Here is a 22415-nt window from a genome sequence, read left to right as displayed (position 1 = left end):
CGCCGCGGCCTGAACGGGGACAGTCAGATAGACTGTCCCCCTCTCGCCCCTATTGGTTGTGCAGGTTCGCCTTCAGGAACGCGTCCGCCTTGCGGAGCATGTCGGCGCGCGCCTCGCTGTCGTCGAGCGGGTGGTCGAGCTTGGGATAGACGACGAGGTCGACGCTCTTGCCCGCGCCCTTGAGGCGGCTCGCCATCAACTGCGACTGGTGAACGTTGAAGGTGCGGTCGCGGTCGCCGTGAAAGAGCAGGACGGGCGCGATGAACGCGTCGGCATGCTGGGCTGGCGAACCTTCGCGCGGCTCGGAGCCGGTGCCGATCCGCTCGACCTCGATCCGGTGGTTCGTCCAGTTGCGCCATTCCTCGGTGAGGCTCGGCAGGTCGGCGACCGGCGCCACCGCCACCACCGCCTTGAACAGCTTGGGATCGACCACGTTGGCCTGCAGCGCCGCATAGCCGCCATAGGACCAGCCGAAGATGCCGAGCTTGCCCGGATCGGCGATGCCCTGCGCGACCAGCCAGCGCCCGGCGTCGTTGATGTCGCCGATTGCGGCGCGCCACGATTTGAAGCCGTTCTTCTTGAACCAGGCGTCCCCATAACCCTGCGAGCCGCGATATTCCGGCTGCAGCACGGCATAGCCCTGCCTGGCGAAATATTGCGCCAACCAGTCGAAGCCCCATTCGTCGCGTGACTCCGGCCCGCCGTGCGGCATCACGAGCGCCGCGAGCTTCTTCCCCTCACTCCCGGGCGGCAGCGTCAGATAGGCGGGCACCTCAGTACCGTCGGCGGCGCGATAAATGATGTGGCGCACCGAGGCGAGCTTGGCGTTCTCCAGCTCCGGCCGTGTCAGCATCAGCTCGGAAAGGTGCTTCGTAGCCTTGTCGAACACGTAGTAGCGGCCCGGATCGATATCGCTGCCGGCCCAAAGCAGGAGCTTCGTCTCATCGCTCGAGGAGTCGAGGAAATAGACCAACGGCAGGTTCGGCAGCGCCCTGGACAGGTTCCTGGCGAGACTCTGGAGCTGCGGGTCGAAATAGACGACGCGGCGCTTGTCCGTGGCGAAGGTGACGCCGACCGGGCGGCGGCTGCGGCCGATGCCGACGAAGCCGTCCACATCGACCTGCGGGTGGGCGTAGACCAGTGTCTCCGCCTTGCCGCCGTCGAGCGTGATCGCGTAAGCGGCGAGGCGGCCGTCCTTCTTGCGGACGCCGTAGACCACATCCTTGTCGACATCGACCGTCTGGGCTTGAAAGCCCTCGCGGCGCACGTCGTCCCACGTGCTGAGGCTCAACCACTCTCGCGAACCCTTCTTGCGGTAGAAATAATCGTAGATGCCCGTCACCTGCCCGGTGGCGCCGGGGCTCGTCGCCGTTTCCATGATGCGGATGTTGCCGCGTCCGTCGCTCAAATAGTCGACGGCGGCGGGCTTTGGCGGCTCGATCTCCTTCGTCGCAAGGCTGCGCGTGTCGAGCCGGTCGACGCCATAGCCGCTGCGATTGTCCTTGAGGTTCGATCCGAGCCGCTCCAGCGGGACGTAGAGGCGGCCGATCAATACGGCACCGTCACCGCCCAGCCAATCGATCACTGCTCCGCCGCCGAGTACCGGATTGTCGACGGTATCGGATCTCTCGTGATTGCTGAGCAGCTTACTATTCTCGCCGTTCGCATCGACGGCGACGACCCGGCTCGCCGGCATGATCTCGATGGCGCCTTTGACAAGGATGTGGATGTCGCAGGCGAGCCGATCCTCGGACACCCAGCCGCACGTTTCGATGTGGTCGGGATCGCCGCTCGCGACCAGCGCCGGCGTCGGCGCCTTTCCGCCCGCCGCGTCCACCACGTAGAGTGCGTTGCCCTGCCCCTTGCCGGGGGCGATGAAGGCCACCTTCGTGCCGCCTGGCGAGAGGCTGATCTGCCGCACGCCCTGCCGCGCGCCGAACAAGCTGGCGTCGTCCAAGCGCTGCGCGCCGGCCGCGGGCGCCTGCGCGGAAGCCTCGCCGGCGAGCGGCAGCAAGGCGAGTGCGGAAACCGCGGAAAGAAGCCTTTTCATGTTGATCCCCAAGGGCTTGAACCCAATATCCCGGCGCCACGCTGGCAGACGTCCCATTCCGTCGCAACCTTAATTAAAAAAGCCGGTGCTCCCCTACGGCATCTTCATCGATGCCCGCAGGAACGCGTCCGCTTTGCGCAGCATGTCGGCGCGGCTGTCGGCATCGTCGAGCTGATGGTCGAGCTTGGGATAGACGACCAGTTCGACGCTCTTGCCCGCGCTCCGCAGGCGGTCCGCCATCACGCGCGATTGCTGGACGCCGACATTGCGGTCCATGTCGCCGTGGAAGATCAGCACCGGCGCCGTAATCTTGTCCGCATTCTGGGCGGGCGAGCCCTCGCGCACGTGGGGCCCTGAGCCGACCTCGTCCGAGACGATCTTGTGGATGCTGAAGCCCGCCCATTCCGCCTTGCGCATGGCGAGGTCGGTGACCGGCGCGATCGCCACAGCGGCCTTGAACAGGTTGGGATCCAGCACGTTGGCCTGCAGCGCCGCATAGCCGCCATAGGACCAGCCGAGGATGGCGAGCTTGGCCGGATCGGCGATGCCCTGCGACACCAGCCAGCGGCCGGCATCGTCGACGTCGCCGATCGCCACACGCCACGACTGGAAGCCGTTCTTCTCGAACCAGCCGTCGCCATAGCCGGTCGAGCCCCGGAATTCGGGCTGGAGTACCGCATAGCCCCGGCTCGCGAAATATTGCGGCAGCCAGTCGAAGCCCCATTCGTCGCGCGAGGCCGGTCCGCCGTGGGGCATGACGATGGCCGCGATCTTCTTGCCGTCGCTGCCCGGCGGCAGGGTCAGATAGGCCGGAATCTCGGTGCCGTCCGCCGCTCTGTAGGTGATGTGGCGAACCGCCGCGAGCTTGGCATTCTCGAGCTCGGGCCGGCTCAGCATCAGCTCGCCCAGATGCTTGCTGGCCTTGTCGAACAAATAGTAGCGGCCGGGATCGGTGTCGCTCCCCGCCCACAGCACCAGCTTGCTCTCGTCGGCGCTTGAATCGACGAACTCGACGAGCGGCAAATTGGGCAGCGCCTTCGACAGGGCGGCTGCGAGGCCCTTCAGCGCCGGGTCGAAATAGACGGCCTGCCTCTTGTCGGTGGAGAAGGTGACGCCGACCACTCGGCGGTTGCGCCCGATCCGCACGAAGCCGTCCACATCGACCACCGGGTGGGCGTAGAGCAAGGTTTCCGTGCCGCTGCCGTCAAGCGCCACGGAATAGGCCGCGACGCGCCCGTCCTTCTTCTTGAGCCCGTAGGCGAGGTCCTTGTCGGGATCGACGGCATAAGGATTGAAGCCCTCGCCGTTGTTCGAATCGTAGGTGGAGAGCCGCTTCCAATCGCGCGAGCCCTTGGCCCGGTAGGAATAGTCGACGATGCCCTTGTCTTGGCCGTCGCCGGTCACCTTCGCCATGCCCATGATGCGGACCGTGCCGCGCCCGTCGGTGATATATTCCGCGGCATTCGTCTTGGGCGGTTCCACCGCGTGGGCGCTCAGCGTCCGCGTGTCGAGCCGGTCGACGCCATAGCCCTCGCGGCTGTCGGAAAGGTGCGAGCCGGTGCGCTCGGCCGGCACGAAATAGCGGCCGACCAGCACCGTGCCGTCGTCTCCGGTCGACCAGTCGATCACTTGGCCGCCGCCGAGCGAGACCGACAGGTCGTCGGACCGCATCGGGTTGCTGAGCAGCTTCAAATTGCCGCCGTCGATGTCGGCCGCGACCAGCCGTGAGGCCGGCAGCAAGTCGGTCGCGCTCTTGACCAGCATGTAGACGTTGCAGGCCAGCCGCTGCTCCGAAACCCAGTGGCACGAAGTCAGCTGCTCCGGATCGCCGGTCGAGGTCATCACCACCTTGGGCACCCCGCCGGCGGCCACATCGACGACGTAGAGGACGTTGCCCCGGCCGCGCTCGCGCGGCGCGATGAACGCGATCTTGCTCCCCGCCGGCGACAGGCTGATCTGCTGCACGCCTTCGCGCGCGCCGAAGAGGGCGGCGGAATCGCGCGCGGGAGAGGCCGCAGGCGCCTGCGCCATCGCGGCGGCCGGCGGGCAAGCGAGCGCAAGAATGGACGCCGCGGCGAAAAGCATTTTCATGATGTGCCCCAAAGACTTCAGCTCCCGCCCGGGAGCCCCCTCACCCGAAGCTGGCAGAGGCCCGGCCGCCGCGCAAGCGCGAAGTCGCCCCGCCGTCACCGCGCCCGCAACAGCCTTTGCCTCGCGCGCGCGGCGCTGCTACGGGCGCGCCGACCCCGTTGGAGCCGCCTCTCATGCCGTTTCGCCAGCCGCCGGAATGGGCCCGCCATGCATGGGTCTGGATCGGCTTTCCGACCCACGAAGACCTCTGGGTCGACGATCTCGCGCCCGCCCGCGAAGAGGTGGCCGCCTTCGCCGCCGCAATCTGGGCCGACGGCCAAGGCGAGGAAGTGCGCCTCGTCGCCGCAGATCCCGCAGCGGCCCGCGCCGCCCGGGCGCTCGCGCCGTTCGCCACCATCGTCCAGGAGCCGTTCGGCGACATCTGGCTGCGCGACACCGGGCCGATCGTCGTCACGGAGGGCGCGCACCGCAGCGCGGCGAGCTTCCGCTTCAACGGCTGGGGCGGCAAGTACGAATTGGAAGGCGACGACAGCGTCGGCCTCCGCCTCGCCGAAACCGCCGCCCTCGACGCCGCGCGCTACGACTGGATCCTCGAAGGCGGCGCGATCGACGTCGACGGCACCGGCCTCGCCGTCACCACCGAGCAATGCCTGTTGAACCCCAACCGCAACCCGGGCCTGTCCAAGCCGGACATCGAGGCGCGGCTGCGCGACGATCTCGGGCTCGGGCGCATCCTCTGGCTCGGCGAAGGCCTCGAGAACGACCATACCGACGGCCATGTCGACAATCTCGCCCGCTTCGTCGCCGAAGGGAAAGTCGCCATCCCCGCCCCGGCCGGCGAGGACGATCCGAACACCGCCGCCTATCTCGACGCCTGGGCACGCGCCAGGGCGTTCGGCCTCGACGTGGCGCCGATCCCCTCTCCCGGCCGCGTCATCCGCGAGGGCGAGATCATCCCCGCCTCCTATATGAACTTCTACATCGGCAACGCCGCCGTGGTCGTCCCGCAATATGGCGCGCCAAACGACGCCGAAGCCGTTCGCGCGATCGGCGAACTCTTCCCGGACCGGATGGCGGTGGGCCTGCGCGCGGACCATGTCCTGACCGGCGGCGGCAGCTTCCATTGCATCAGCCAGCAAGTCCCCGCATGAGCGCCCGGTCATGACCAGGATCCACGCCGCCGCCCTCCAGCTCGCCTTCACGGACGACATCGACGCGAACATCGCCGCCGTCTCCGAGCTTGTGCGCGAGGCCGCCGGCCGCGGCGCGAAGCTCATCCTGCCCCCCGAATTGTTCGAGGGCCCCTATTTCTGCCGCAGCCACGACGAGGGCCATTTCGCGCGAGCCCTGCCCGTCGGCGAGCACCCCGCCGTGCTCGCCATGCAGGCGCTGGCGGAGGAGCTTGGCGTCTACATCCCCACCAGCTTCTTCGAGGCGGAAGGCCACCACCATTATAACAGCCTCGCCATGATCGACGACCACGGCAAGGTGATGGGCGTCTACCGCAAGAGCCATATCCCCGACGGCCCGGGCTATTCCGAGAAATTCTACTTCCGCCCCGGCAACACCGGTTTCCAGACCTACAAGACCCGCTACGGCAAGGTCGGCCCCGCGGTCTGCTGGGACCAATGGTATCCCGAGACCGCCCGCGCCCTCATGCTCGACGGCGCCGAAATCCTGCTCTTCCCGACCGCGATCGGCACGGAGCCGCACGATCCGGACCTCGACACCAGCCGGATGTGGCGCCGCGCCATGATCGGCCACGCCGTCTCGAACGTCGTCCCCGTCGTCGCCGCCAACCGCATCGGCACGGAAGGGGGAGAAGACGGCGCGGGGCAGCGTTTCTACGGCCACTCCTTCATCTGCGACGAACGCGGCGACATCCTCGCCGAATTCGGAGCCGAAGAGACGGGCGTCATCGACGCCGTGCTCGACCTCACCCAGGCAAAGAAACACCGCGCCGCCTTCGGCTTCTTCCGCGACCGCCGGCCGGATCTGTACGGCCGTTTGGCGCAGGACGTCTAAGCCACCCGGCGCGGGCGGGAAGCCCATGGCCGGCCCGACTTCGGCCCGGCCGCTCGTCTCATCGCCGAATCCTAGAAGGTGCCCTTCACCGAAAGGCGAAACAGCGGTCCGACCAGCTGGTCGTGCTTCTCCATGAACAGGATCGGCGCGCGGTCCCGGAAACCGTTGAACACCGTCCGATCGAGCAGGTGCCGGCCATTGAACACATTGTCGACCGACAGCCGCACCGTGAGGCCGCGCACGTTCTTGTCCTCGACATAGAAGCCGGCGATCCACGGCAGATCCAGGCTGCGGAAGACCTCCGTCAGGTAATAATATCGGGAATAGTGGTTGTACTGGACATAGGCGCTCCAAGCCAGCCGCGTGTGCGGAACATCGTGCCGCACCTGTGCGCTCATCCAGCGGTCGCGCACCCCGCTTATCTCTCGTCCCCCGCCGGTCAGCGGGTCACGCACCCGGGTCCGCTCCGCGCCGAGGGTGAGGTCCAGTTTCGCGCCGGTCCAATGGATCGGATCGAGCAGAAAGGTGCTGTTGCTCTCGAACCCCAGCCGGTCGGCGCGTGGCAAATTGCCGATCCCCTGCCCGTCCGCGCCGATCGGGATGACATCGACGATGTCCTCCACCCGATAATAATGAAGGTTGAGCCGCGTCTTGCCCCAGCGGCCGAGGTCGTGCGTAACCTCGGTCTCGAATTCCCAGCTCTGCGGCGGCACGAGGTTCACGTTGCCCGCGTTGGTGCGGTCCTGGCTCAGCACCGCCTGGGACAGGAAGTCGGAGAAGTTGATCTGCCCCACCCGCCGGCGCAGCTTGAGGCTCAGGTCCCATGTCTTCGCGAGGTGCCAACCGAGGTCGATGCTCCCCTTGGGACGAAAGAATTGACGCGGTGGCTGGACGCCACCCACCAGTCCCAGGGTGGACGTCTCCGCTCCGGCCGCGACCTGGAGGTTGACGTTCGGTCGCAGCGCCCGGCTGAACGTGCCGAGACCTTCGTAACGGGTTTCGGTCACCTTGCCGGTGCCTTCGGGAAACGGCACGGCGACGAACGACCCGCTCGCGTCGAGGCCGTACAGGCCGCCCACCTGGTCGAGCGAGTTGAAAGCCCGCTCGAACGAAAGCTGCCAATCGTTCCTGCCGCTTCTCCAGTGATATTCCCCGCGTCCGATCGTCTCGCGGACGTGGCTGTCGCGCGTGAAGCGGCTGCCCTGGGCCGCGGCGCCGCTCGTGTCGAAGGTGAGGATCTGGGTCGCGACAGACGGATTATGCTCCCAGTGGGTGAGGCCGATGACCTTGAGGCGGCCGGGGCCGAGGGCGAACTCGTAATTGCCGTTGATGTCCGCCAGATAGCCGTTGCCCGCCTGCACGTTGGTCCGGTGCCGGATCTCGCCGCCGGCGAGGACCCGGCTGTCCCTGAGGTCGCCCGGGCTCCAGTAAGGCGTGTAGCCGAGGGTCAGGTTGCCGGTCGACGATCCCGGCCCGGCGAGCCCGAACTTCGCCTGGACGTTCGCCTCGTCATATTCGCCATGGTAGATCTCGTTGCGGCTCTCGGTCAGGACGCCGTTGCGGTCGAAGATGAGGACTGGGCCGCCATAGGCGCCCCGGCCCGCGCCGTTCCGCGCCGAGACGGTATAATCGAGCGGCCCGCTCTTTCCGGAATAGCTCACCGATCCGCCGAGCCACTCGGGGCGGGCGTAATGCGCGCGCATCGTCGGATCCCATTCGAACTGGCCGGACGCCTTGGCGGTCTGCTTGAGGACGACGTTGGCGACCTGTCCCGACAGCCCCGCAATGCCGAGGCTCGCCGCGTCGACGATCTCGATACGCTCGACATTCGATGCCGCCGTTCGCTGCAACTGGTCGACGGCCCCGCCCGATTTGTTGGTGATCCGCTGCCCGTTGATCAGCACGTTTTCGGACGCCTGGCCGAGGCCGCGGGTGCTCGTATCGGCGGTCTGGATGCTGAAGCTCGGGACCTGGGTGAGCATGTCGAACGCCGTCTTCGGTGCGAAGCGCGCGAAGTCAGCGGCGGTGTAGACACGCTTGGCCGCCGCCGTCGCGTTCGCCTGCCCGCCCCCAGGGGCACCCGATCCTGTCGATTGCGCGATCGCCGGCATGGATATCATCGACAGAGCGGCGCCGACAAAGGCCGAAGATCCGCTGGCGCGCATTCACAATACTCCCGTCGCAAGGTCGGAAGTGCTGCTACAAATGTGGCAGCCGCGCAAGCGCATTTCCACTGAACGCGTTACGGATGAGGCGCTTAGAGAGGACCTCCGCTCCGGCACCGAGGGCGGAGAGGGCAGGCACGGGCAGCATTTCTACCGCCACGCCTTCGTCTGCGACGAACGCGGCGACATCCTCCGCGAATTGGACGCGGAGGAGACCCGCTTTTAGGGACAGATGGAGCAGATGGACACGATTCGATTGCGCGAAGCGGAGCCGCCGGACGCCGCGGCGCTCGGCGCACTCCACGTCGCCGCGTGGCGGGAGGCCTACGCCGGGATCCTCCCACCCTCTCTCCTCGACAGCCTGTCCGCCGACCGGTCGGCGGCCATGTGGCGCGCCGTGCTCGACGACCCGTCCGGCTATGGCGACGCCGCCCTGTTCGTCGCGGAGAGCGAGGGCGCGATGGTCGGCTTCGGCGCCTGCTTCGCCCAGCGCGACGAAGCGCTTGCGGCGCGCGGCATCGACGGCGAGATCGGCGCCGTGTATGTCCTCCAGGCCCACCAGGGCGCCGGCATCGGCCGCGCGCTGATGCGCCTGATGGCGCTGCGGCTTCTCGACCAGGGGCGGCAGGCGGCAAGTCTGTGGGTCCTCCGCGCCAACGCCACCGCCCGGCGCTTCTACGAGGCCCTCGGCGGCACACCCGCCGGCGAGAAGACCGTCACGGAGGCCGGAGCGACGTACGACGAGGTCGCCTACGCCTGGCCGGATATCACCGCCCTCCTGCGCCGATAGCGAACGGGGGGCGCGGCCGGCTTCTGTGGCGCTGCCCGCACGGGTCGAGGCCGAGGAGGTGGATCCGGGATCAACCTCTTGCGCCATCACTGTTTCTCACCCATCAGCTCGTCGCGTGACACCCGCCGACCCCACGCGTCGAGCCGTCCTGCACGGGCTCGCCGCCGCCGCGCTGCTGCGCGGAACGCAGTCTTCGGCACAGGCTGCGCCCGCCGCCACGGCCCGGGTCGAGTCCGTCGGCCGGCGCCTCGCCGTCCGCGCCGCGGTCGGCGGAACGCGCCTGACCCTCGCCATCGACACGGGCGGTTCGGACAGCCTGCTTCGCGCGGACGTCGCCCGCGCCTTGCGCCTGCCCACCGTCGGCCAGCGCGAGCTACACACGGGCGGCCGCGCAGGCGCCTTCGAAGTCGTCGAAGCGCGACAGATTGCGCTGGACGGTACCATCGGCATCGGCCCGCAGCGCTTCGCCCTCGCCGGCCCTGAGACCGAGCTTGGCGACGGCATTGACGGAACGCTGGGCGGGCCTTTCGTGCGCGGCCACGACCATATCCTCGATCTCGACGGAGGCGCCTGGCGCTTCTACGCCGGCGGCCTGCCGTCAATGGACGGATGGACGCGGATCGACGGCGGCATCGTCGCCGGCAGCCCCTATCTTTACGCTGGCGCGACCATCGACGGGCGGCTCTTCCGGCTCGCGCTCGACACCGGCATGCCGACCGCGACCCGGCTGCTCCCTCAGGCCACGCGCCGCAGCGGCCTCCTGGCAAGCGAGCGATGGGCGCCCGCCGCGCCGCAAGGACGGGGCCGCCTCGTCCGCGCCACCCGGCTCGATCTCGCCGGCCTGACCCTCGACCGCCCGCTCGTCGACCTCCAAACCTCGGGGATCGAACGCAGCGTCTACGGCGACGGCTTGCTCGGCCTTCCCGTCCTGCGCCGGTTCAACCTGGCGGTCGACGCCCACCGCAGCGCGCTGTGGCTGAAGCCAAACGCCCTGCCGCCGCAGCCCGAACGCTACGACCGCGCGGGCCTGTGGCTCGACCGCGCCGGCAACGGCATCCGCATCGGCGCCGTCGCCCCCGCGAGCCCTGCCGGCGCCGCCGGTCTGGAGGTGGGCGATCGCATCGAGGGCGCCGTCTGGAAGGACCTGCTCGACCGCCTCGAAGGCCCCGCCGGCTCGGCCGTTCCCCTCACCGTGGAGCGCAACGGCAAGGTCACGACCGTCACCCTCGTCCTCGCCGACTACCTTTAGAGGCTTCACTCGCACCGCGGCCAAAGCTACGGCTCCGTAAGTTGAATCTTCGTTCGACTTCGCCCGGCAAGCCGCGTCAAGTCGGTACGTGAAAGCCATATTCAGGCACCCCGAATGCCGCAGAATTCTGGACCTCGCGCGCACGTCTACCGTTCCCGCCCCGCAATCACCCAGTGCTCACCCGGCAAGCGCACGGTTAAGACCCGGCACCGGGACGGTACTCACCCGGCAGCAACCCGGCATTGACACGGCAGCGGCCCGGCACCGCCTCACCGGCGCTCGCACCCGCCGCGCACTCAACCTCAGAAGGTGGAACAAAAGGGGGTTGCAATGTAGGAGTTCGTCTGGTTTAGCCTACAGGGTGGAACAGGAAGCGAATCGGCAGGCTCCGGAGGGGCCATGTGCGTCAGATACGGCGCGCGACCCGGCACTGGTACAGGAGGCGCCCGCCGGCGCACCGGCCATCCTCCCGCCGCAGCAGGATGCGCGCACCCACCCCGCCTTCACCCCCGTTCCGGTGCGCGCGCGCGTAGACGGGTGGACGCCGGCGCGGCAGCGGGCGTTCGTCGAGCATCTTGCGGAGACGCTGTCGGTCGACGCGGCAGCGGCGCTCGTCGGCATGACCGCGCAGAGCGCCCGCGCGCTGCGCCGCCGGGCGGGCGCCGAGGGCTTCGCGGCGGCCTGGGACGCGGCGCTGCGCAAGGGGCTCGGCGAGCAGGGCCGCGCCGCCATCATCGACGAGGCGGTGAACGGCCGCCTCGTCCGCCGCTATTATCATGGCGAGCTGGTCTCCGAGGAGCGGGTGCGCTCGCCGAGGCTGCTCCTCGCCTTGCTCGAAAAGGCCGAGGGGCTGTTCGCCGGCCCTGGCGCGGCCGAGAGCGAGGCGTGCGCCGCGGACTGGCAGGGCACCCTCGACCGGCTCGAGACCGGCGCCCTCGAAGGGGGCTTCCGCGTCTGGCGGGACGCAGGCGGGCGCTGGTGGACGAGCTTTCCGCCGCCGCCGGGCTTTCGCGATCATGACGGCGATCCCGCCGATCCGCGCTTCGCCCGGCCGCTCTCGGAAGCCGAGGAAAAGGCGCTCGCCGCCCGCGCGGCGGAGCACGTCGCCCAGGGGGCGGAGGCGCGCGACCGCTTCTTCGGCTTCACGCCGCGGCGTGGAATCACCTATCGCCGCACGCGTTCGCGAGACAGGCGGTGAGCGAAACTTTTTTATTTTTCAGGAAAGTTCGAAACTTGCGCCGCTCCGCACCGCCGTGGCCGCAGCGTACCCGCTTCGGAGATGGTGCGGGTCAGCCGGTCGGTGTTCCGGTTGGTGCGCGAGCAAAGGTCGCTGTCGATGAGCAGGCGGCCGTCGCGGAGCCGATGCCGCGAGGATCGCGGCACGATATTTCCCTTGATCCGGACCTTGGGTCCGACTCTACAGGAAGCGGGTCCAATGCATTCGAGGTGCTCATGAACCCGCCAGGCTCCCGCAATCTCACCCCGTCGCAGGCGGCCGTCCATCTTGGCGTGTCGGCGAAGGCGCTTCGCCTTTACGAAGAGCAGGCTCTGATCGCCCCCGGGCGCTCCCCGGGGGGATGGCGGCTCTACGGTCCGGCGGATTTGCAGCGGGCCGCTGCGATCCTGTCGTTGCGGGCGCTTGGGCTCAGCCTCGCACAGGTCGCGCGGGTGCTGAGCGGCGACGCGAGCGCGATCGACGCCGCGCTCGCGGCCCACGAGGAACGGCTGACGCGGCAGGCAGGGCATCTCGATCAAACGCTGAGGAGGTTGCGGAGCCTTCGCGAGGATATTCGCTGCGGAAAGGCCCTCGACGCTGCTGCCGTGGACGACGCTCTCCGGCGCGAGCCTGCGATCCGGGCCGGCTTCGAGCTGCCGTGGCCGTGGGCGGGGGAGTGGTTCGAGCTTCGCGATATTCCACCGCTCAATTTCATCACCGGCCCTTTGGGAAGCGGCAAGACGCGGTTCGCGGAGCGGCTCGCACTCGCGCTTCCCGGCGGGCACTTTCTAGGGCCGGAACGGCAGCACGACCCGGCGTGGGCGGAGCGGGTCGAACAGGATGCCGATCTTGCCGCGCGTGTGGAACGCACGACCGGCTGGCTGGTCGAGGAAGGGGCCGTGCCGACGGCGTCGTTGCGGGCGCTGGTGATCGCGATCGAGACCGAGTCCCCGGAAATTCTCGTCGTCGACATGGTCGAAGAGGGGCTGTGCGAGGCCAGTCAGCGCGCGGTGATGACATTCCTGCGGGTGAAGCCCGGTCGGAAGGACGCCGTGTTCCTCATGACGCGTTCCTCCGCGGTCCTCGACCTGGATCTGGCGGGCGCCGGCGAGACGGTAATCTACTGCCCCGCCAATCATTCCGTACCCTTCCACGCGAGCCTGCAGCCGGGCGGGCGTGGCTATGAAGCCGTCGCGACCTGCGTTGCGGATCCCGCCGTCAGGGCGCGCACGGCATCCATAATTGCGATGGCCGCAGGCGCTGCCGCCTGAGCCAAGTTTCGACTACCGACCGTCGGTCCTGACGGCCACGGCCCGGGCGAACACGTCTTCGAACATCGCCCGCGTCAGGCGGTTCGTGTTCTGGTTGTAGCGCGAGCAATGGTAGCTATCGATGAGCAGGCGGCCGTCGGGCAGGCGATGCTCGGCGAGGTGGGCGAAAGGAAAGGCGGCAAGGCGCCCCCCAGCGGAACGGACCGCGGCGTCATGGGCGATGCGGCCCAAAGCGACGAGCACCCGCACATTGGGCAGCGCCTCCAGCGACGGGCGGAAATAGGTGGCGGTGCAGGTCGCGATCTCCTCCGGCGTCGGCTTGTTCTGGGGCGGGACGCACTTCACGGAATTGACGATGACGGCGCCGCGCAAGGTCAACCCGTCGTCCGGCCGCTCCGTGTAAGCCCCCTCGGCGAGTCCGAACTTGGCCAGCGTCTCGTAGAGCAGCAGACCGGCGAAATCTCCGGTGAAGGGCCGCCCCGTCCGGTTCGCCCCCTGCTTGCCCGGCGCGAGGCCGCAGATGGCGAGCCACGCCTCCGGGTCGCCGAAATGCGGCACCGGTGCGTTCCACCAGTCCGGATGCTCGGCCCTGAGCGCGTGCCGAAAAGCGACGAGGCGCGGGCAGAGCGGGCAGTCGCGCGGCGCTTCCTGGGCCGGAACGGGGGAGGTGACGTGGAGCATCGGCAGCGTCTAGGGCCCACCCGATGGCGCTGACAAGCTATGCGATCGCGCTGGGCTCCAACCGGCCCGGGCGGCGGGGCTCCCCCGCCCAGACCGTGCGTGCGGCGGCCGACGCGCTCGGCGTCGTGCACCTGTCGCGCATCCTCCGTACGGAGGCGGTCGGCCCCGCCGGGCGCGGCTTCGCCAATGCCGCGGCCATCCTCGAGAGCGACCTCGACCCCCCTGCCCTGCTCCGCCTCCTCAAGCAGACCGAGCGCGATTTCGGCCGCCGCGGCGGGCGCCGCTGGGGGCCGCGCGTGCTCGACCTGGACATCATCCTGTGGTCCGAAGGCGCTTTCGCGGGACCGGGGCTGATCGTGCCCCACCCTGCCTTCCGCACCCGCGCCTTCGTGCTCGAGCCTTTGGCCGAGGTCGCCCCCGGCTGGCCCGACCCTCTGAGCGGCGCCACGATCGCCCAGCTCCTCCACCTCTTGCGCCACCCCCGCCCGGTTGACCGCGCTTCCCGCTGAGGGCATGGGCCGGGCGAGGGCCCTTAGCTCAGTCGGTAGAGCAACTGACTTTTAATCAGTAGGTCGCTGGTTCGAATCCAGCAGGGCTCACCAATTTTCGTCGCGCTCGGGAGGCTGAACAGGGCTCTTCGCCGGCGCGCCCCGCCCCTGCCCCGTCCGCACGATCTCCTGTGCCATCAGCGCCGTACGCTGGCCGGAAGTAAGTCCGGCATCCCCCGAATAGAGGGCGTGAAGGTAGGTGCCGTCGAAGCGCAAGCCGGTTATCCGCCCTCGGCTGGCGGGGTCTCGCAACAGCTGCAGCGCGGAGGCGTGGCTCAGGCTCTGCGCCCGGCGGGTATCAATCATCGAGAGGCCGAGAACGGCAGTGGCATCAGCCAGTTGCTGGACTGTGAGCCCCCGGACGGCGCGGGTGTCGATGACGACGAAGGCAAGCATCAGATCGACCCGGATCGAGCTCGCCAGGCGGGACAGCTGCGCGTTGGTGGCAATATACGCGTGCGGCGACAGCGGCCGCGGAGGATTGCCGTCGAGCAGGGTGATGTGTTCGACCGGGCCGCCATCGCGCCGCTTCTGGTCGTATTCGTACCACGTCCAAACCCGTCCTCAGGCCGACTTGAGCGCCCTCAACTCGGCGCCCGACAAAGTCTGGAACAGGTTTGGCCGCTGTTTTTGAAGGGCTGCGATGGTGCCAATGCCGTCGTCCGCCACCACGAGCGTGAGGTTGGGGCGACAGCCACTGGGGGCCGCCCCGAGGTTCAGGCTCCGCACTACCGCTCGAACCCGCGCCTCGATGGCCCGTGCAGTCTCAGGCGGGAGCCCGAGGGCGAGGGGACATATGGGAGTCTCGAACCTGGCGACGACATCTTCCGGAGCCCGGGTGATGCTGCGCACATCGGCGGACGCCCCGGAATATCGCTCCCTCTGCCGGGTCACGACGATCTGCCCCGGGCCGCCGTCTGGTGACTCGTCCCTTTCCGCCGGGCTCTGCGCGAGGCCCGGCCCAGACAGAGACAGAGTAACCGCCAGCACCAGCGCGTAGCTCGACGAGCCCATATCGATACTCCACGATCGCGACTGATAGCATATGCTCCCACACATCGACCTGTCGACTCCCACACCCGACGGTGCAGGAGCACAAGTCTCCGCGGCTACAGGCATCTCCTCTCAGCCACCCGATCAGCCGAAGCCAATGCGTTAGGCAACGAAGTCGGTCGAAACTATCTGGTGGCCGCCCGCCGTCGCGACGTGGAGGATGAAGTCCGCGACGCCGTCGCCGTCGACGTCCCCCTCGACGTTCCAGACGTTGTTGGCCTGGTCGAACTCCACGCGCAGCTCACCCGCATGGTGGCCGAACGCACTGGCGCCGATGTAGGAGAAGCCCTGGTCGCCGGCCTGTGTCGTGTCGGCATCGATCTGCGAGAGGTCGAACCGGTCGCCCGTGCCGAAATCGGTGATCGTGTCGATCGCCGTCCCCGCCGATTGCCCAACCGCCGTGTAGGCGAAGGTATCGTCGCCCAGTCCGCCCGTCAGCGTGTCGGCGCCGAGATTGCCGTACATCCAGTCGTTGCCGTCGCCGCCGATCAGCGTGTCGTTGCCGGTGCCGGACAGGATCTTGAAGGCGCCGTCGGTTTCCGCCGAACCATCGAAATAGAGGTCGGTGGTCACGGGCGTGCCGTAGATGGTCAGCGTCTGGTTGGCCGCGGCCGCGGCGTCGTTGGTTTCTATATGATAGACGTTGGGGCTGGGGTTCGCCGCGTCGCGCGGGTCCCCGGCGTAGAGGACGATCGTCTGGATGTTGGCGAAATTGCCGCCGAACGTGCCCAGCGCGGATGCGGCCGAGAAATCGTAACTGCCGTCGATGCCGAGCTGGTTCTGGGTGCCGCCGCCGCCGTCGACATGATCCGCCTGGGTGAACTTGCCGGGGCCGAAGTAGAAGCCGTCGCTGCCCGAACCGCCGGTGAGGTCGTCGTCGCCGAGACCGCCGTACATCAGGAAGTAACCGTGGGTTTCGGCCGAGCCGTCGAAGGTGACGTTCTCGCCCGACTGGAGGTTGCCCGCGTAGATCGCCATCCTCTGCCCGGCGGCGAGATTGCCGTCCTCCCACGTAATGTCGTAGCCGGTCGGGGTGGCGGTGAGGCTGGTCATCAGGCTCAGCACCTCGACGTTCGAGAAGGTGCCCGCCGCGATGGTCACGCCGCCGCTATAGTCGCCGCGCAGGCCCACCGTGTCGGTACCGGTGCCGCCGTCGACGATGTCGCCCGCAGCATAAGCACCGCCGAAATAGATGGCATCGCTGCCGGCGCCCGCCACGGCCCGGTCGTTGCCCCCGGCGGACAGGTCGAGATAGTCGTTGCCGTCCATGCCCTCGAGCACGTCGTTGCCGCTGCCGCCGGTGATGGTGTCGCTGCCGCCCGAGCCGGTGCCGTGGAAGTCGCCGCTGCCGACATAGGTCAGCATTTCGACGTTCGGCGTCGTCAGCGTGTAGCTCGACAGCGTGGTGCGGATCTCGTCCGTCCCCTCGCCGGCATTCTCGACCACCACGTCGTTGGCGTCGTCGACATAATAAACGTCGTCGCCGGTGCCGCCGGTCATCGTGTCGGCGCCCGCGCCGCCGTCGAGGACGTCGTTGCCCGCGCCGGTCGAGATGATGTCGCCGCCGCCGCCGGTGACGACCGTGTCGTTGCCGCTGCCGGTGGTGATATCGAATTTCTCGACGCCGTCGAAGTAGATGCCGACGCTGTCGCCAGCCCCACTGAGCTGCCCCGTATAGCCGCCGTCCGGGTCCGCCTCGGGCGTGCCGAGGCTGATGTCGACGCTCTGGCCGCCGAGCTGGACGACCATCGTGTCGGTGCCGCCGCCGCCATGGACGATCGAGTTGAGCCCGGTCGAAATCACCAGCCGGTCGTCGCCGGCGCCGCCGTCGAGATAGTCGCCGCTGGTCGATCCTCCGCCGGCCAGAACGTCGTTGCCGTCGGCGCCGTAAAGGGCATTCCCGCCGGCATTGCCGGTGAGCTTCTGGCCGGCGTTCGACGTGCCGGTCAGGATCTCGACATTGTCGGGCAGGGTATAGACGGCGAGGCCGGTGATGATCTGGTCGTTCGCGCCGTAGCTGATCGTGCTGGAGCTGGGCGGGAAGTAGCCGGGCTGGCCGATCGTGCCGACGCCGGGGAAGAATAGCGTCTGGTCGGCCTGCTCGACGACGACGTCGGCGAGGCTGTCGACATAATAGATGTCGTCGCCCTTGCCGCCGGCCATGTGGTCCGCGCCGAGGCCACCGTCGATCGTGTCGTTGCCGGTGCTGCCGGTGATGTCGTTGTCGAGGCCGTTGCCGGTCAGCGCCTGCCCTGAGGAGGCGGTGCCGACGAGCTTCTCCACGTTGGCGGCGAGAAGGTAGGAGGCGAGCGACGTGCGGACGGTGTCGGTCCCCTCGCCGTCGATCTCCACCACCGTGTCGCCGGCATTGTCAACGTCGTAGGTGTCGTTGCCCTTGCCGCCGGTCATCGCGTCGGCGCCCGCGCCGCCGAAGATCGTGTCGTCGCCGGCGGCGCCGGTGATGATGTTGTCGCTGGCGTTGCCGATCAGCGACTGGCCGGTGGCGAGAAGGCCGGTGAGCTTCTCGACCTCGGCGCCGAGCACCGTCATCGTCGCCGTGGAGCGCACTTCGTCGAAGCCGCCCCCGGCAAGCTCGTGCTCGCTGTCGCCATTGTCGTCGACGATGTAGACGTCGTCGCCGGCGCCGCCCGTCATCGAGTCCGCGCCCGCACCGCCGTCGATCCGGTTCGCGCCGCCGTTGCCCGTGAGCGTGTCGTTATAGGCCGAGCCGATCAGGATCTCGAAGTTGCTGAGCGTGTCGAGGCCGGCGCCCACGGTATCCTGCTGAGCCGCGTTCGAAAGGTCGACGGTCACCGCGGAGCCGGCGGAGGCGTAGGACAAGGTGTCGATGCCGGTGCCGCCGTCGAGGGTGTCGTTGCCCCCGCCGCCCTCGACCCAGTCGTCGCCGCCCGCTGCGTGGACGACATCGTCGCCGAGGCCGGTGAGGATGAGATCGTTGCCATCGGCGGTGGTGATGCTGTCGCTGCCGCTGCCGGTGGCGATGTCGAAGCCTTCGATCGAGCTGTAATCGACGCGGCTGTTGTCGGTGTTGTTGTAAAATTCGCCGTCCCAGCCGCCGAGCGCCGCATTGGCGCTCGGGCCGACGTTGGTGATCACGCTTTGCGTCGCCGCGGTATAGTCGATGACGAGCCGGTCGATCCCGCTGCCGCCATTCACCTGGTCCGCGCCATCGACGACCTTCACGATGTCGTTGCCGGAGCCGGTGTTGATCGTCTCGTTATGGCCGCCGCTCGCGGTGGTGATGATATCGTTGCCGCCGCCGGTGGTGACCGCGCCGAAATATTCGAAATTGGCGAAGCTGTCCGGCCCGCCGGAGAAGCTGTTGGTCTTGAGGTTCCACACGATTGCGCCGGTGGCATCGCTGAGGTCCGCCGAGATGCCGTCGATGCCCGTGCCGCCGTCGGCGCTGTCGGTTCCGGTGCCGACATCGACGAAATCGTCCCCGCCGTTCAGCGTGACGACGTCGTTACCGTCCTTGGTGACGATATTGTCGTTGCCGCCGCCGGTGGTGATGACGAACCGCTCGACGGAATTGTAGTCGACGTGGCTGTTGTCGGTGTTGTTGTAATATTCGCCGTCCCAGCCGCCGTCGACGCCGTTGGCGCTTGGGCCGATGTTGGTGATCACGCCCTGCGTCGCCGCATGATAATCGACGACGAGGGTGTCGGTGCCGATCCCCATATTGGCATGGTCGGCGCCGTCGAGGACGGTGACGGTGTCGTTGCCGGCCCCCGTGGTGATGGTTTCGTTGTGGCCGCCCGCGGCGGTGGTGATGACGTCGTTGCCGCCGGCCGTGATGATCGTGCCGAAATATTCGAAATTGACGAAGCTGTCCGGCCCGCCGGGGTTCGAGAAGCTGTTGGTCTGGAGGTTCCAGACGACCGCGCCGGCGGTGTCGAGCAGGTTGGCGGAAATGCCGTCCACGCCCGCCCCGCCGTCGGCGGTGTCGCCGCCCGTGCCGACATCAACGAAATCGTCGCCGCCGCCAAGGTGCACGACGTCGTCGCCGTCCTTCGTGACGATGGTGTCGGCACCCGACCCGGTGGTGATGTTGAATTTCTCGATCGAGTAGTAGCTGACGAATGCGCCTTCGCCGAAATTGTGGAACTGCCCGTCATACCCCCCGGAGGCGTTCGCCGTCGGACCGTATTCGGTAACCGACTGCGTGGCGGCGGAATAATCGACGATGAGGGTGTCGGTGCCCAGACCGCCATCGACCGAGTCGCCGCCCCCGGCAATGGTGACGCTGTCGTCACCGGCGCCGGTTATGATCGTCTCGCCCGCATTCAAGCTGGTGGTGACGATCACGTCGTTTCCGGATCCGGTCTGGAGGGTCCCGAAATATTCGAAGTTGACGAAATTTCCGATGGGACCCGAATAGCTGCCGGTCTGCAGGTTCCAGAGGACCGCTCCCGTGACGGCGGAGAGATTGGCCGAGATCGCGTCGATGCCGGCGCCGCCGTCGGCGGTGTCATTGCCGCTGCCGACATTCACATAATCGTCGCCGCCGCCGAGGTGGACGACATCGTCGCCGCTGGCCGTCGTGATGAAATCGCCGGCGCTGCCGGTGCTGATGTCGAACCGCTCGACGGAGGAGTAGGTGACGGTACTGCCGTCCATGTTGTTGCGATACTGGCCATCCCAGCCGCCGTCCGTGCCGTTGACGGTCGGTCCGCTGGGCCTGGTCACCGATGCGGTAGCGTTGCTCCAGTCGATGAGGAGGAAGTCGTTGCCGGTGCCCGCATTGACCGTCTTCACCCCGAAAGCGGTGATCCTGATCGTGTCGTTGCCGCCGAGCGTGCTGACACTGTCGGTGCCCGAGCCGGGATTGACGACGTCGTCGCCTTGCGTCGCGGAGAAGCTGTCGTTGCCGCTGCCGGTGGTGAGGACGAGGTTCTCGATCGAATAGCCCGAGACGGTGAGGGCCCCGTCGGTGATCACGAGATCGGAGCCGCCGTCGGTGGCGTTCGCACTGGTCGAGACGGTGACGGAACCCGTCGCTGCGCCAAAATCGGCGACCAGCGTGTCGCTGCCGGTGTCGCCGAAGGCCTGGCCGGAGCCGGCGATCTTCAGCACATCGTCGCCCGCCGCGCCGTGGAGGACCGCACTTCCCGGCGCCGCAGTGATGACGTTGGCGAGCCCGTTGCCGCTCAGAGTCTGTCCCGCGGTGAGGCCGGTGAGATTCTCGACGTTCGGGCCGAGCGTGTAGCTGGCAAGACTCGTGCGGACCTCGTCCGTGCCCTCGCCCGGATTTTCGGTGACGGTGTCGCCGGCATCGTCGACATAATAGATGTCGTTGCCGAGGCTGCCCGCCATCGCGTCGGCACCGGCGCCGCCGTCGAGGATGTCGTTGCCGTCGCCCCCCGTCAGCGTGTCGTTGCCGACGCCGCCGACGATGTGATTGTCGAGACCATTGCCGGTCAGCGCCTGGCCGGAGCTGGACGTGCCCGTCAGGTTTTCGACATTTGCCGTCAGCGCGTAGGCGGCAAGCGCGGTGCGGACCTCGTCCGTCCCCTCGTTGGCGTTTTCGATCACGGTGTCGCCGGGAAGACCGCCGCTCGGCAGCATATCGACATAATAGATGTCGTTGCCGGCGCCGCCCAGCATGGTGTCGCCGCCGGCCTTGCCGTCGATGACGTCGTCGCCGTTGCCACCTTCGAGGCGGTCGTTGCCGGCGCTGCCGATTAGGGTGTCGTTGCCATCGCCGCCCTGGCCGGTCTGTGCGCCCTGGCCGGAGCCGGTGAAATCGATGAGATCGTTCCCCGCGCCGGCGTCGATCGTAATGTTGGTGCCGCTGCCGCTGTGCTGCCAGTAAATCTGGTCGTTGCCGCCGTTCGTCTGGAGCAGGTAGCTACCGGCAAAAATGGTGCCGAGGTGGAGGATGTCGACCGTGCCGCCAAGGCTGTAGGTGCCGGGCTGGAACAGATCGCCGTCGAGATGCAGTTCCTCAATGCCTGCCCAGGAGACGAAATAGTTGAACTGGCTGCTGTCACGAACGGCGAGCGAACCGTCGACGCCGGTGTTGGCGAAGGACCGGAACTGTAGCGCGCTCACCGCCAGGATGTCGTAGCCGCTGCCGCCGTCGACGCTGATATCGGCTGAAGAGGCAATCACCCGGGGCGAATTGATCGTGACCACATCGTCGCCGCCGAGCGCCGAGACGGTCTCGGTCTGCTTGCTGGTGTCGTTGGTCAGCTGGTCGTTGCCCTCGGTTCCGACGGTCATGGTCCGCTCCCTTTCGCCGGGACGGGCCGGTCCGCGAGCGAACGCCCAACGAACCGGCCGCCGGCCGATCAAATATAATTCAGGTAAAGCCGCTTCCGCGAGACTTCCCCCTCACACTCTTCAGCATATTGGCTTGAGCGTTCTTCAGACAGGGGAAATTCTTACAACCCGACCATTTCGGGCGGTATTTCGGCGCCTGGGTGGAGGGCCTGGTCCCGCAGCTTGATGCTGAGCTCGGCCAGCGGCTTCGGGTACGCCGCGAAGGCGCCGAGCGAGCAGCCGAGGAACAGCCGGCAGTCCTTGAGGAGATGCGACTGGTCGTAATAGCCGGCGGGCCCGAGCGCCTCCGACCACCTGCCCCGCCCCAGGGCCAGGGCGGCCAGCAAGGCGCGCATGAACCGCGCGCGGCGCAGAAGCCGCTTCGGGGTGAAGCCAAAGGCGCTGCGGCTGACGCGGCTGACGCTGCGGAGCGGAACTCCCAGTCGCTCCGCCAGTGCGGTGACGGTGTCGATGCGGGTGTCGCCCAGAGCGGCGAGCAAGGCCGCCACCTCCGGAGGCTCGGCCGGCGCCTGCTCCAGCCTCGCGAGGAAGAAGGCGTCGAAAACCGCCGCAGGCGCGGCGCCGCCGCCCAGTTCGAAAGCGAGCCGCTCGGCATTAGGTCCAATCAACCGCTCCAGCGGAACGACACGGTCCGCAAAGGCGGACGCCTCCTCGGCGAACAGCCGAGCCCAGCCGATCGGTGTTATGCCCGCGCCGATCAGCGTGCCGCTGCCGGCCTCGACATAGCCGGCATGGCTGCTGGGGCCGAACAGGGCGGCCTCGGGCACCGGTGAAAAGGTTCGGCGACCCAGCCGCACCTGCCACGGATCGGCTTGAACGCTGAACCGCAGATTGGCCCAGCCGGGAAAGAGCACGTCCGTGATGCGCTCGCCGGCATCGATCCTGATCGTGTAGCGGTGATAGCCGGATACGTAGGGGGCTAATTTCGGGTCGGGCCGCTCATGCTCGATCGCCAAGCGATCCCCGCTCC

General features: G+C 68.0%; 16 protein-coding genes and 1 tRNA gene. 9 read left to right on the top strand and 8 right to left on the bottom strand.

Annotation, left to right across the window (positions count from 1 at the left end; translation table 11 throughout):
• Positions 1–49 precede the first annotated feature (49 nt).
• A complete protein-coding gene (locus VGC56_RS10860) occupies positions 50–2050 on the bottom strand; it encodes an alpha/beta hydrolase family protein (protein ID WP_464124919.1) in 2001 nt (666 codons plus the stop codon).
• Between the two features lie 93 nt (positions 2051–2143).
• A complete protein-coding gene (locus VGC56_RS10855) occupies positions 2144–4141 on the bottom strand; it encodes an alpha/beta hydrolase family protein (RefSeq protein WP_464124918.1) in 1998 nt (665 codons plus the stop codon).
• A gap of 173 nt (positions 4142–4314) precedes the next feature.
• Between VGC56_RS10855 and VGC56_RS10850 the strand changes: the two genes are divergently transcribed.
• Both VGC56_RS10850 and aguB read left to right on the top strand, forming a co-directional pair.
• Positions 4315–5292: an agmatine deiminase family protein gene (locus VGC56_RS10850; protein ID WP_464124917.1), complete on the top strand. Its 978-nt coding sequence runs from the start codon at positions 4315–4317 to the stop codon at positions 5290–5292.
• A gap of 10 nt (positions 5293–5302) precedes the next feature.
• The gene (gene aguB, locus VGC56_RS10845) at positions 5303–6166 is read left to right on the top strand and encodes an N-carbamoylputrescine amidase (RefSeq protein ID WP_464124916.1); all 864 of its coding nucleotides are present in this window, start codon (positions 5303–5305) and stop codon (positions 6164–6166) included.
• 71 nt (positions 6167–6237) lie between these two features.
• Here aguB and VGC56_RS10840 read toward each other — a convergent pair whose 3' ends face one another.
• Complete coding sequence (locus VGC56_RS10840; protein WP_464124915.1) at positions 6238–8277, bottom strand: TonB-dependent receptor plug domain-containing protein; 2040 nt, start codon at positions 8275–8277, stop codon at positions 6238–6240.
• Between VGC56_RS10840 and VGC56_RS10835 the strand changes: the two genes are divergently transcribed.
• From VGC56_RS10835 to VGC56_RS10815, 5 genes are all read left to right on the top strand, one after another.
• Complete coding sequence (locus VGC56_RS10835) at positions 8276–8557, top strand: hypothetical protein (protein ID WP_464124914.1); 282 nt, start codon at positions 8276–8278, stop codon at positions 8555–8557. The two genes, VGC56_RS10840 and VGC56_RS10835, sit on opposite strands and share 2 nt — an antisense overlap.
• Before the next feature lie 6 nt (positions 8558–8563).
• Complete coding sequence (locus VGC56_RS10830; RefSeq protein ID WP_464124913.1) at positions 8564–9121, top strand: N-acetyltransferase family protein; 558 nt, start codon at positions 8564–8566, stop codon at positions 9119–9121.
• Between the two features lie 115 nt (positions 9122–9236).
• Complete coding sequence (locus VGC56_RS10825; RefSeq protein ID WP_464124912.1) at positions 9237–10370, top strand: retropepsin-like aspartic protease; 1134 nt, start codon at positions 9237–9239, stop codon at positions 10368–10370.
• A gap of 361 nt (positions 10371–10731) precedes the next feature.
• The gene (locus tag VGC56_RS10820; protein ID WP_464124911.1) at positions 10732–11568 is read left to right on the top strand and encodes a hypothetical protein; all 837 of its coding nucleotides are present in this window, start codon (positions 10732–10734) and stop codon (positions 11566–11568) included.
• On the top strand, positions 11565–12857 hold the full coding sequence (locus VGC56_RS10815) for a MerR family transcriptional regulator (RefSeq protein WP_464124910.1): 1293 nt from the start codon (positions 11565–11567) through the stop codon (positions 12855–12857). The genes VGC56_RS10820 and VGC56_RS10815 overlap by 4 nt, the downstream gene beginning before the upstream one ends.
• A gap of 12 nt (positions 12858–12869) precedes the next feature.
• Here the strand turns inward: VGC56_RS10815 and VGC56_RS10810 are convergent, their stop codons facing one another.
• Positions 12870–13538 (bottom strand): uracil-DNA glycosylase, encoded by a 669-nt coding sequence (locus VGC56_RS10810; protein WP_464124909.1) that lies wholly within the window; start codon positions 13536–13538, stop codon positions 12870–12872.
• 23 nt (positions 13539–13561) lie between these two features.
• Between VGC56_RS10810 and folK the strand changes: the two genes are divergently transcribed.
• Both folK and VGC56_RS10800 read left to right on the top strand, forming a co-directional pair.
• The gene (folK, locus tag VGC56_RS10805) at positions 13562–14047 is read left to right on the top strand and encodes a 2-amino-4-hydroxy-6-hydroxymethyldihydropteridine diphosphokinase (RefSeq protein WP_464124908.1); all 486 of its coding nucleotides are present in this window, start codon (positions 13562–13564) and stop codon (positions 14045–14047) included.
• A 17-nt stretch (positions 14048–14064) separates the two neighbouring features.
• Positions 14065–14140: transfer RNA gene (locus VGC56_RS10800), tRNA-Lys, on the top strand.
• Here VGC56_RS10800 and VGC56_RS10795 read toward each other — a convergent pair.
• From VGC56_RS10795 to VGC56_RS10780, 4 genes are all read right to left on the bottom strand, one after another.
• A complete protein-coding gene (locus VGC56_RS10795; RefSeq protein WP_464124907.1) occupies positions 14135–14482 on the bottom strand; it encodes a hypothetical protein in 348 nt (115 codons plus the stop codon). The two genes, VGC56_RS10800 and VGC56_RS10795, sit on opposite strands and share 6 nt — an antisense overlap.
• Positions 14483–14650: 168 nt before the next feature.
• The gene (locus VGC56_RS10790; protein ID WP_464124906.1) at positions 14651–15100 is read right to left on the bottom strand and encodes a hypothetical protein; all 450 of its coding nucleotides are present in this window, start codon (positions 15098–15100) and stop codon (positions 14651–14653) included.
• 141 nt (positions 15101–15241) lie between these two features.
• Positions 15242–21385, bottom strand: a complete 6144-nt coding sequence (locus VGC56_RS10785) for a hypothetical protein (RefSeq protein ID WP_464124905.1) — start codon at positions 21383–21385, stop codon at positions 15242–15244.
• 161 nt (positions 21386–21546) lie between these two features.
• Positions 21547–22401, bottom strand: a complete 855-nt coding sequence (locus tag VGC56_RS10780; RefSeq protein WP_464124904.1) for a helix-turn-helix domain-containing protein — start codon at positions 22399–22401, stop codon at positions 21547–21549.
• Between the last annotated feature and the right edge of the window lie 14 nt (positions 22402–22415).

Source organism: Allosphingosinicella sp. (assembly GCF_036403745.1).
Taxonomy (GTDB): domain Bacteria; phylum Pseudomonadota; class Alphaproteobacteria; order Sphingomonadales; family Sphingomonadaceae; genus Allosphingosinicella.
The sequence above is the reverse complement of the archived record's forward strand: the minus strand, read 5'-3'. Positions and strand labels throughout refer to the sequence as shown.

Excerpts from the sequence above, each read along its gene's own strand:
- VGC56_RS10790 (WP_464124906.1), bottom strand. The coding sequence starts at position 15,100 with ATGGGCTCGTCGAGCTACGCGCTGGTGCTGGCGGTTACTCTGTCTCTG.
- VGC56_RS10835 (WP_464124914.1), top strand. The coding sequence starts at position 8,276 with ATGGATATCATCGACAGAGCGGCGCCGACAAAGGCCGAAGATCCGCTG.
- VGC56_RS10860 (WP_464124919.1), bottom strand. The coding sequence starts at position 2,050 with ATGAAAAGGCTTCTTTCCGCGGTTTCCGCACTCGCCTTGCTGCCGCTC.
- VGC56_RS10810 (WP_464124909.1), bottom strand. The coding sequence starts at position 13,538 with ATGCTCCACGTCACCTCCCCCGTTCCGGCCCAGGAAGCGCCGCGCGAC.
- VGC56_RS10855 (WP_464124918.1), bottom strand. The coding sequence starts at position 4,141 with ATGAAAATGCTTTTCGCCGCGGCGTCCATTCTTGCGCTCGCTTGCCCG.
- VGC56_RS10840 (WP_464124915.1), bottom strand. The coding sequence starts at position 8,277 with ATGCCGGCGATCGCGCAATCGACAGGATCGGGTGCCCCTGGGGGCGGG.
- VGC56_RS10830 (WP_464124913.1), top strand. The coding sequence starts at position 8,564 with ATGGAGCAGATGGACACGATTCGATTGCGCGAAGCGGAGCCGCCGGAC.
- VGC56_RS10795 (WP_464124907.1), bottom strand. The coding sequence starts at position 14,482 with ATGCTTGCCTTCGTCGTCATCGACACCCGCGCCGTCCGGGGGCTCACA.
- aguB (WP_464124916.1), top strand. The coding sequence starts at position 5,303 with ATGACCAGGATCCACGCCGCCGCCCTCCAGCTCGCCTTCACGGACGAC.
- VGC56_RS10850 (WP_464124917.1), top strand. The coding sequence starts at position 4,315 with ATGCCGTTTCGCCAGCCGCCGGAATGGGCCCGCCATGCATGGGTCTGG.
- folK (WP_464124908.1), top strand. The coding sequence starts at position 13,562 with ATGGCGCTGACAAGCTATGCGATCGCGCTGGGCTCCAACCGGCCCGGG.
- VGC56_RS10785 (WP_464124905.1), bottom strand. The coding sequence starts at position 21,385 with ATGACCGTCGGAACCGAGGGCAACGACCAGCTGACCAACGACACCAGC.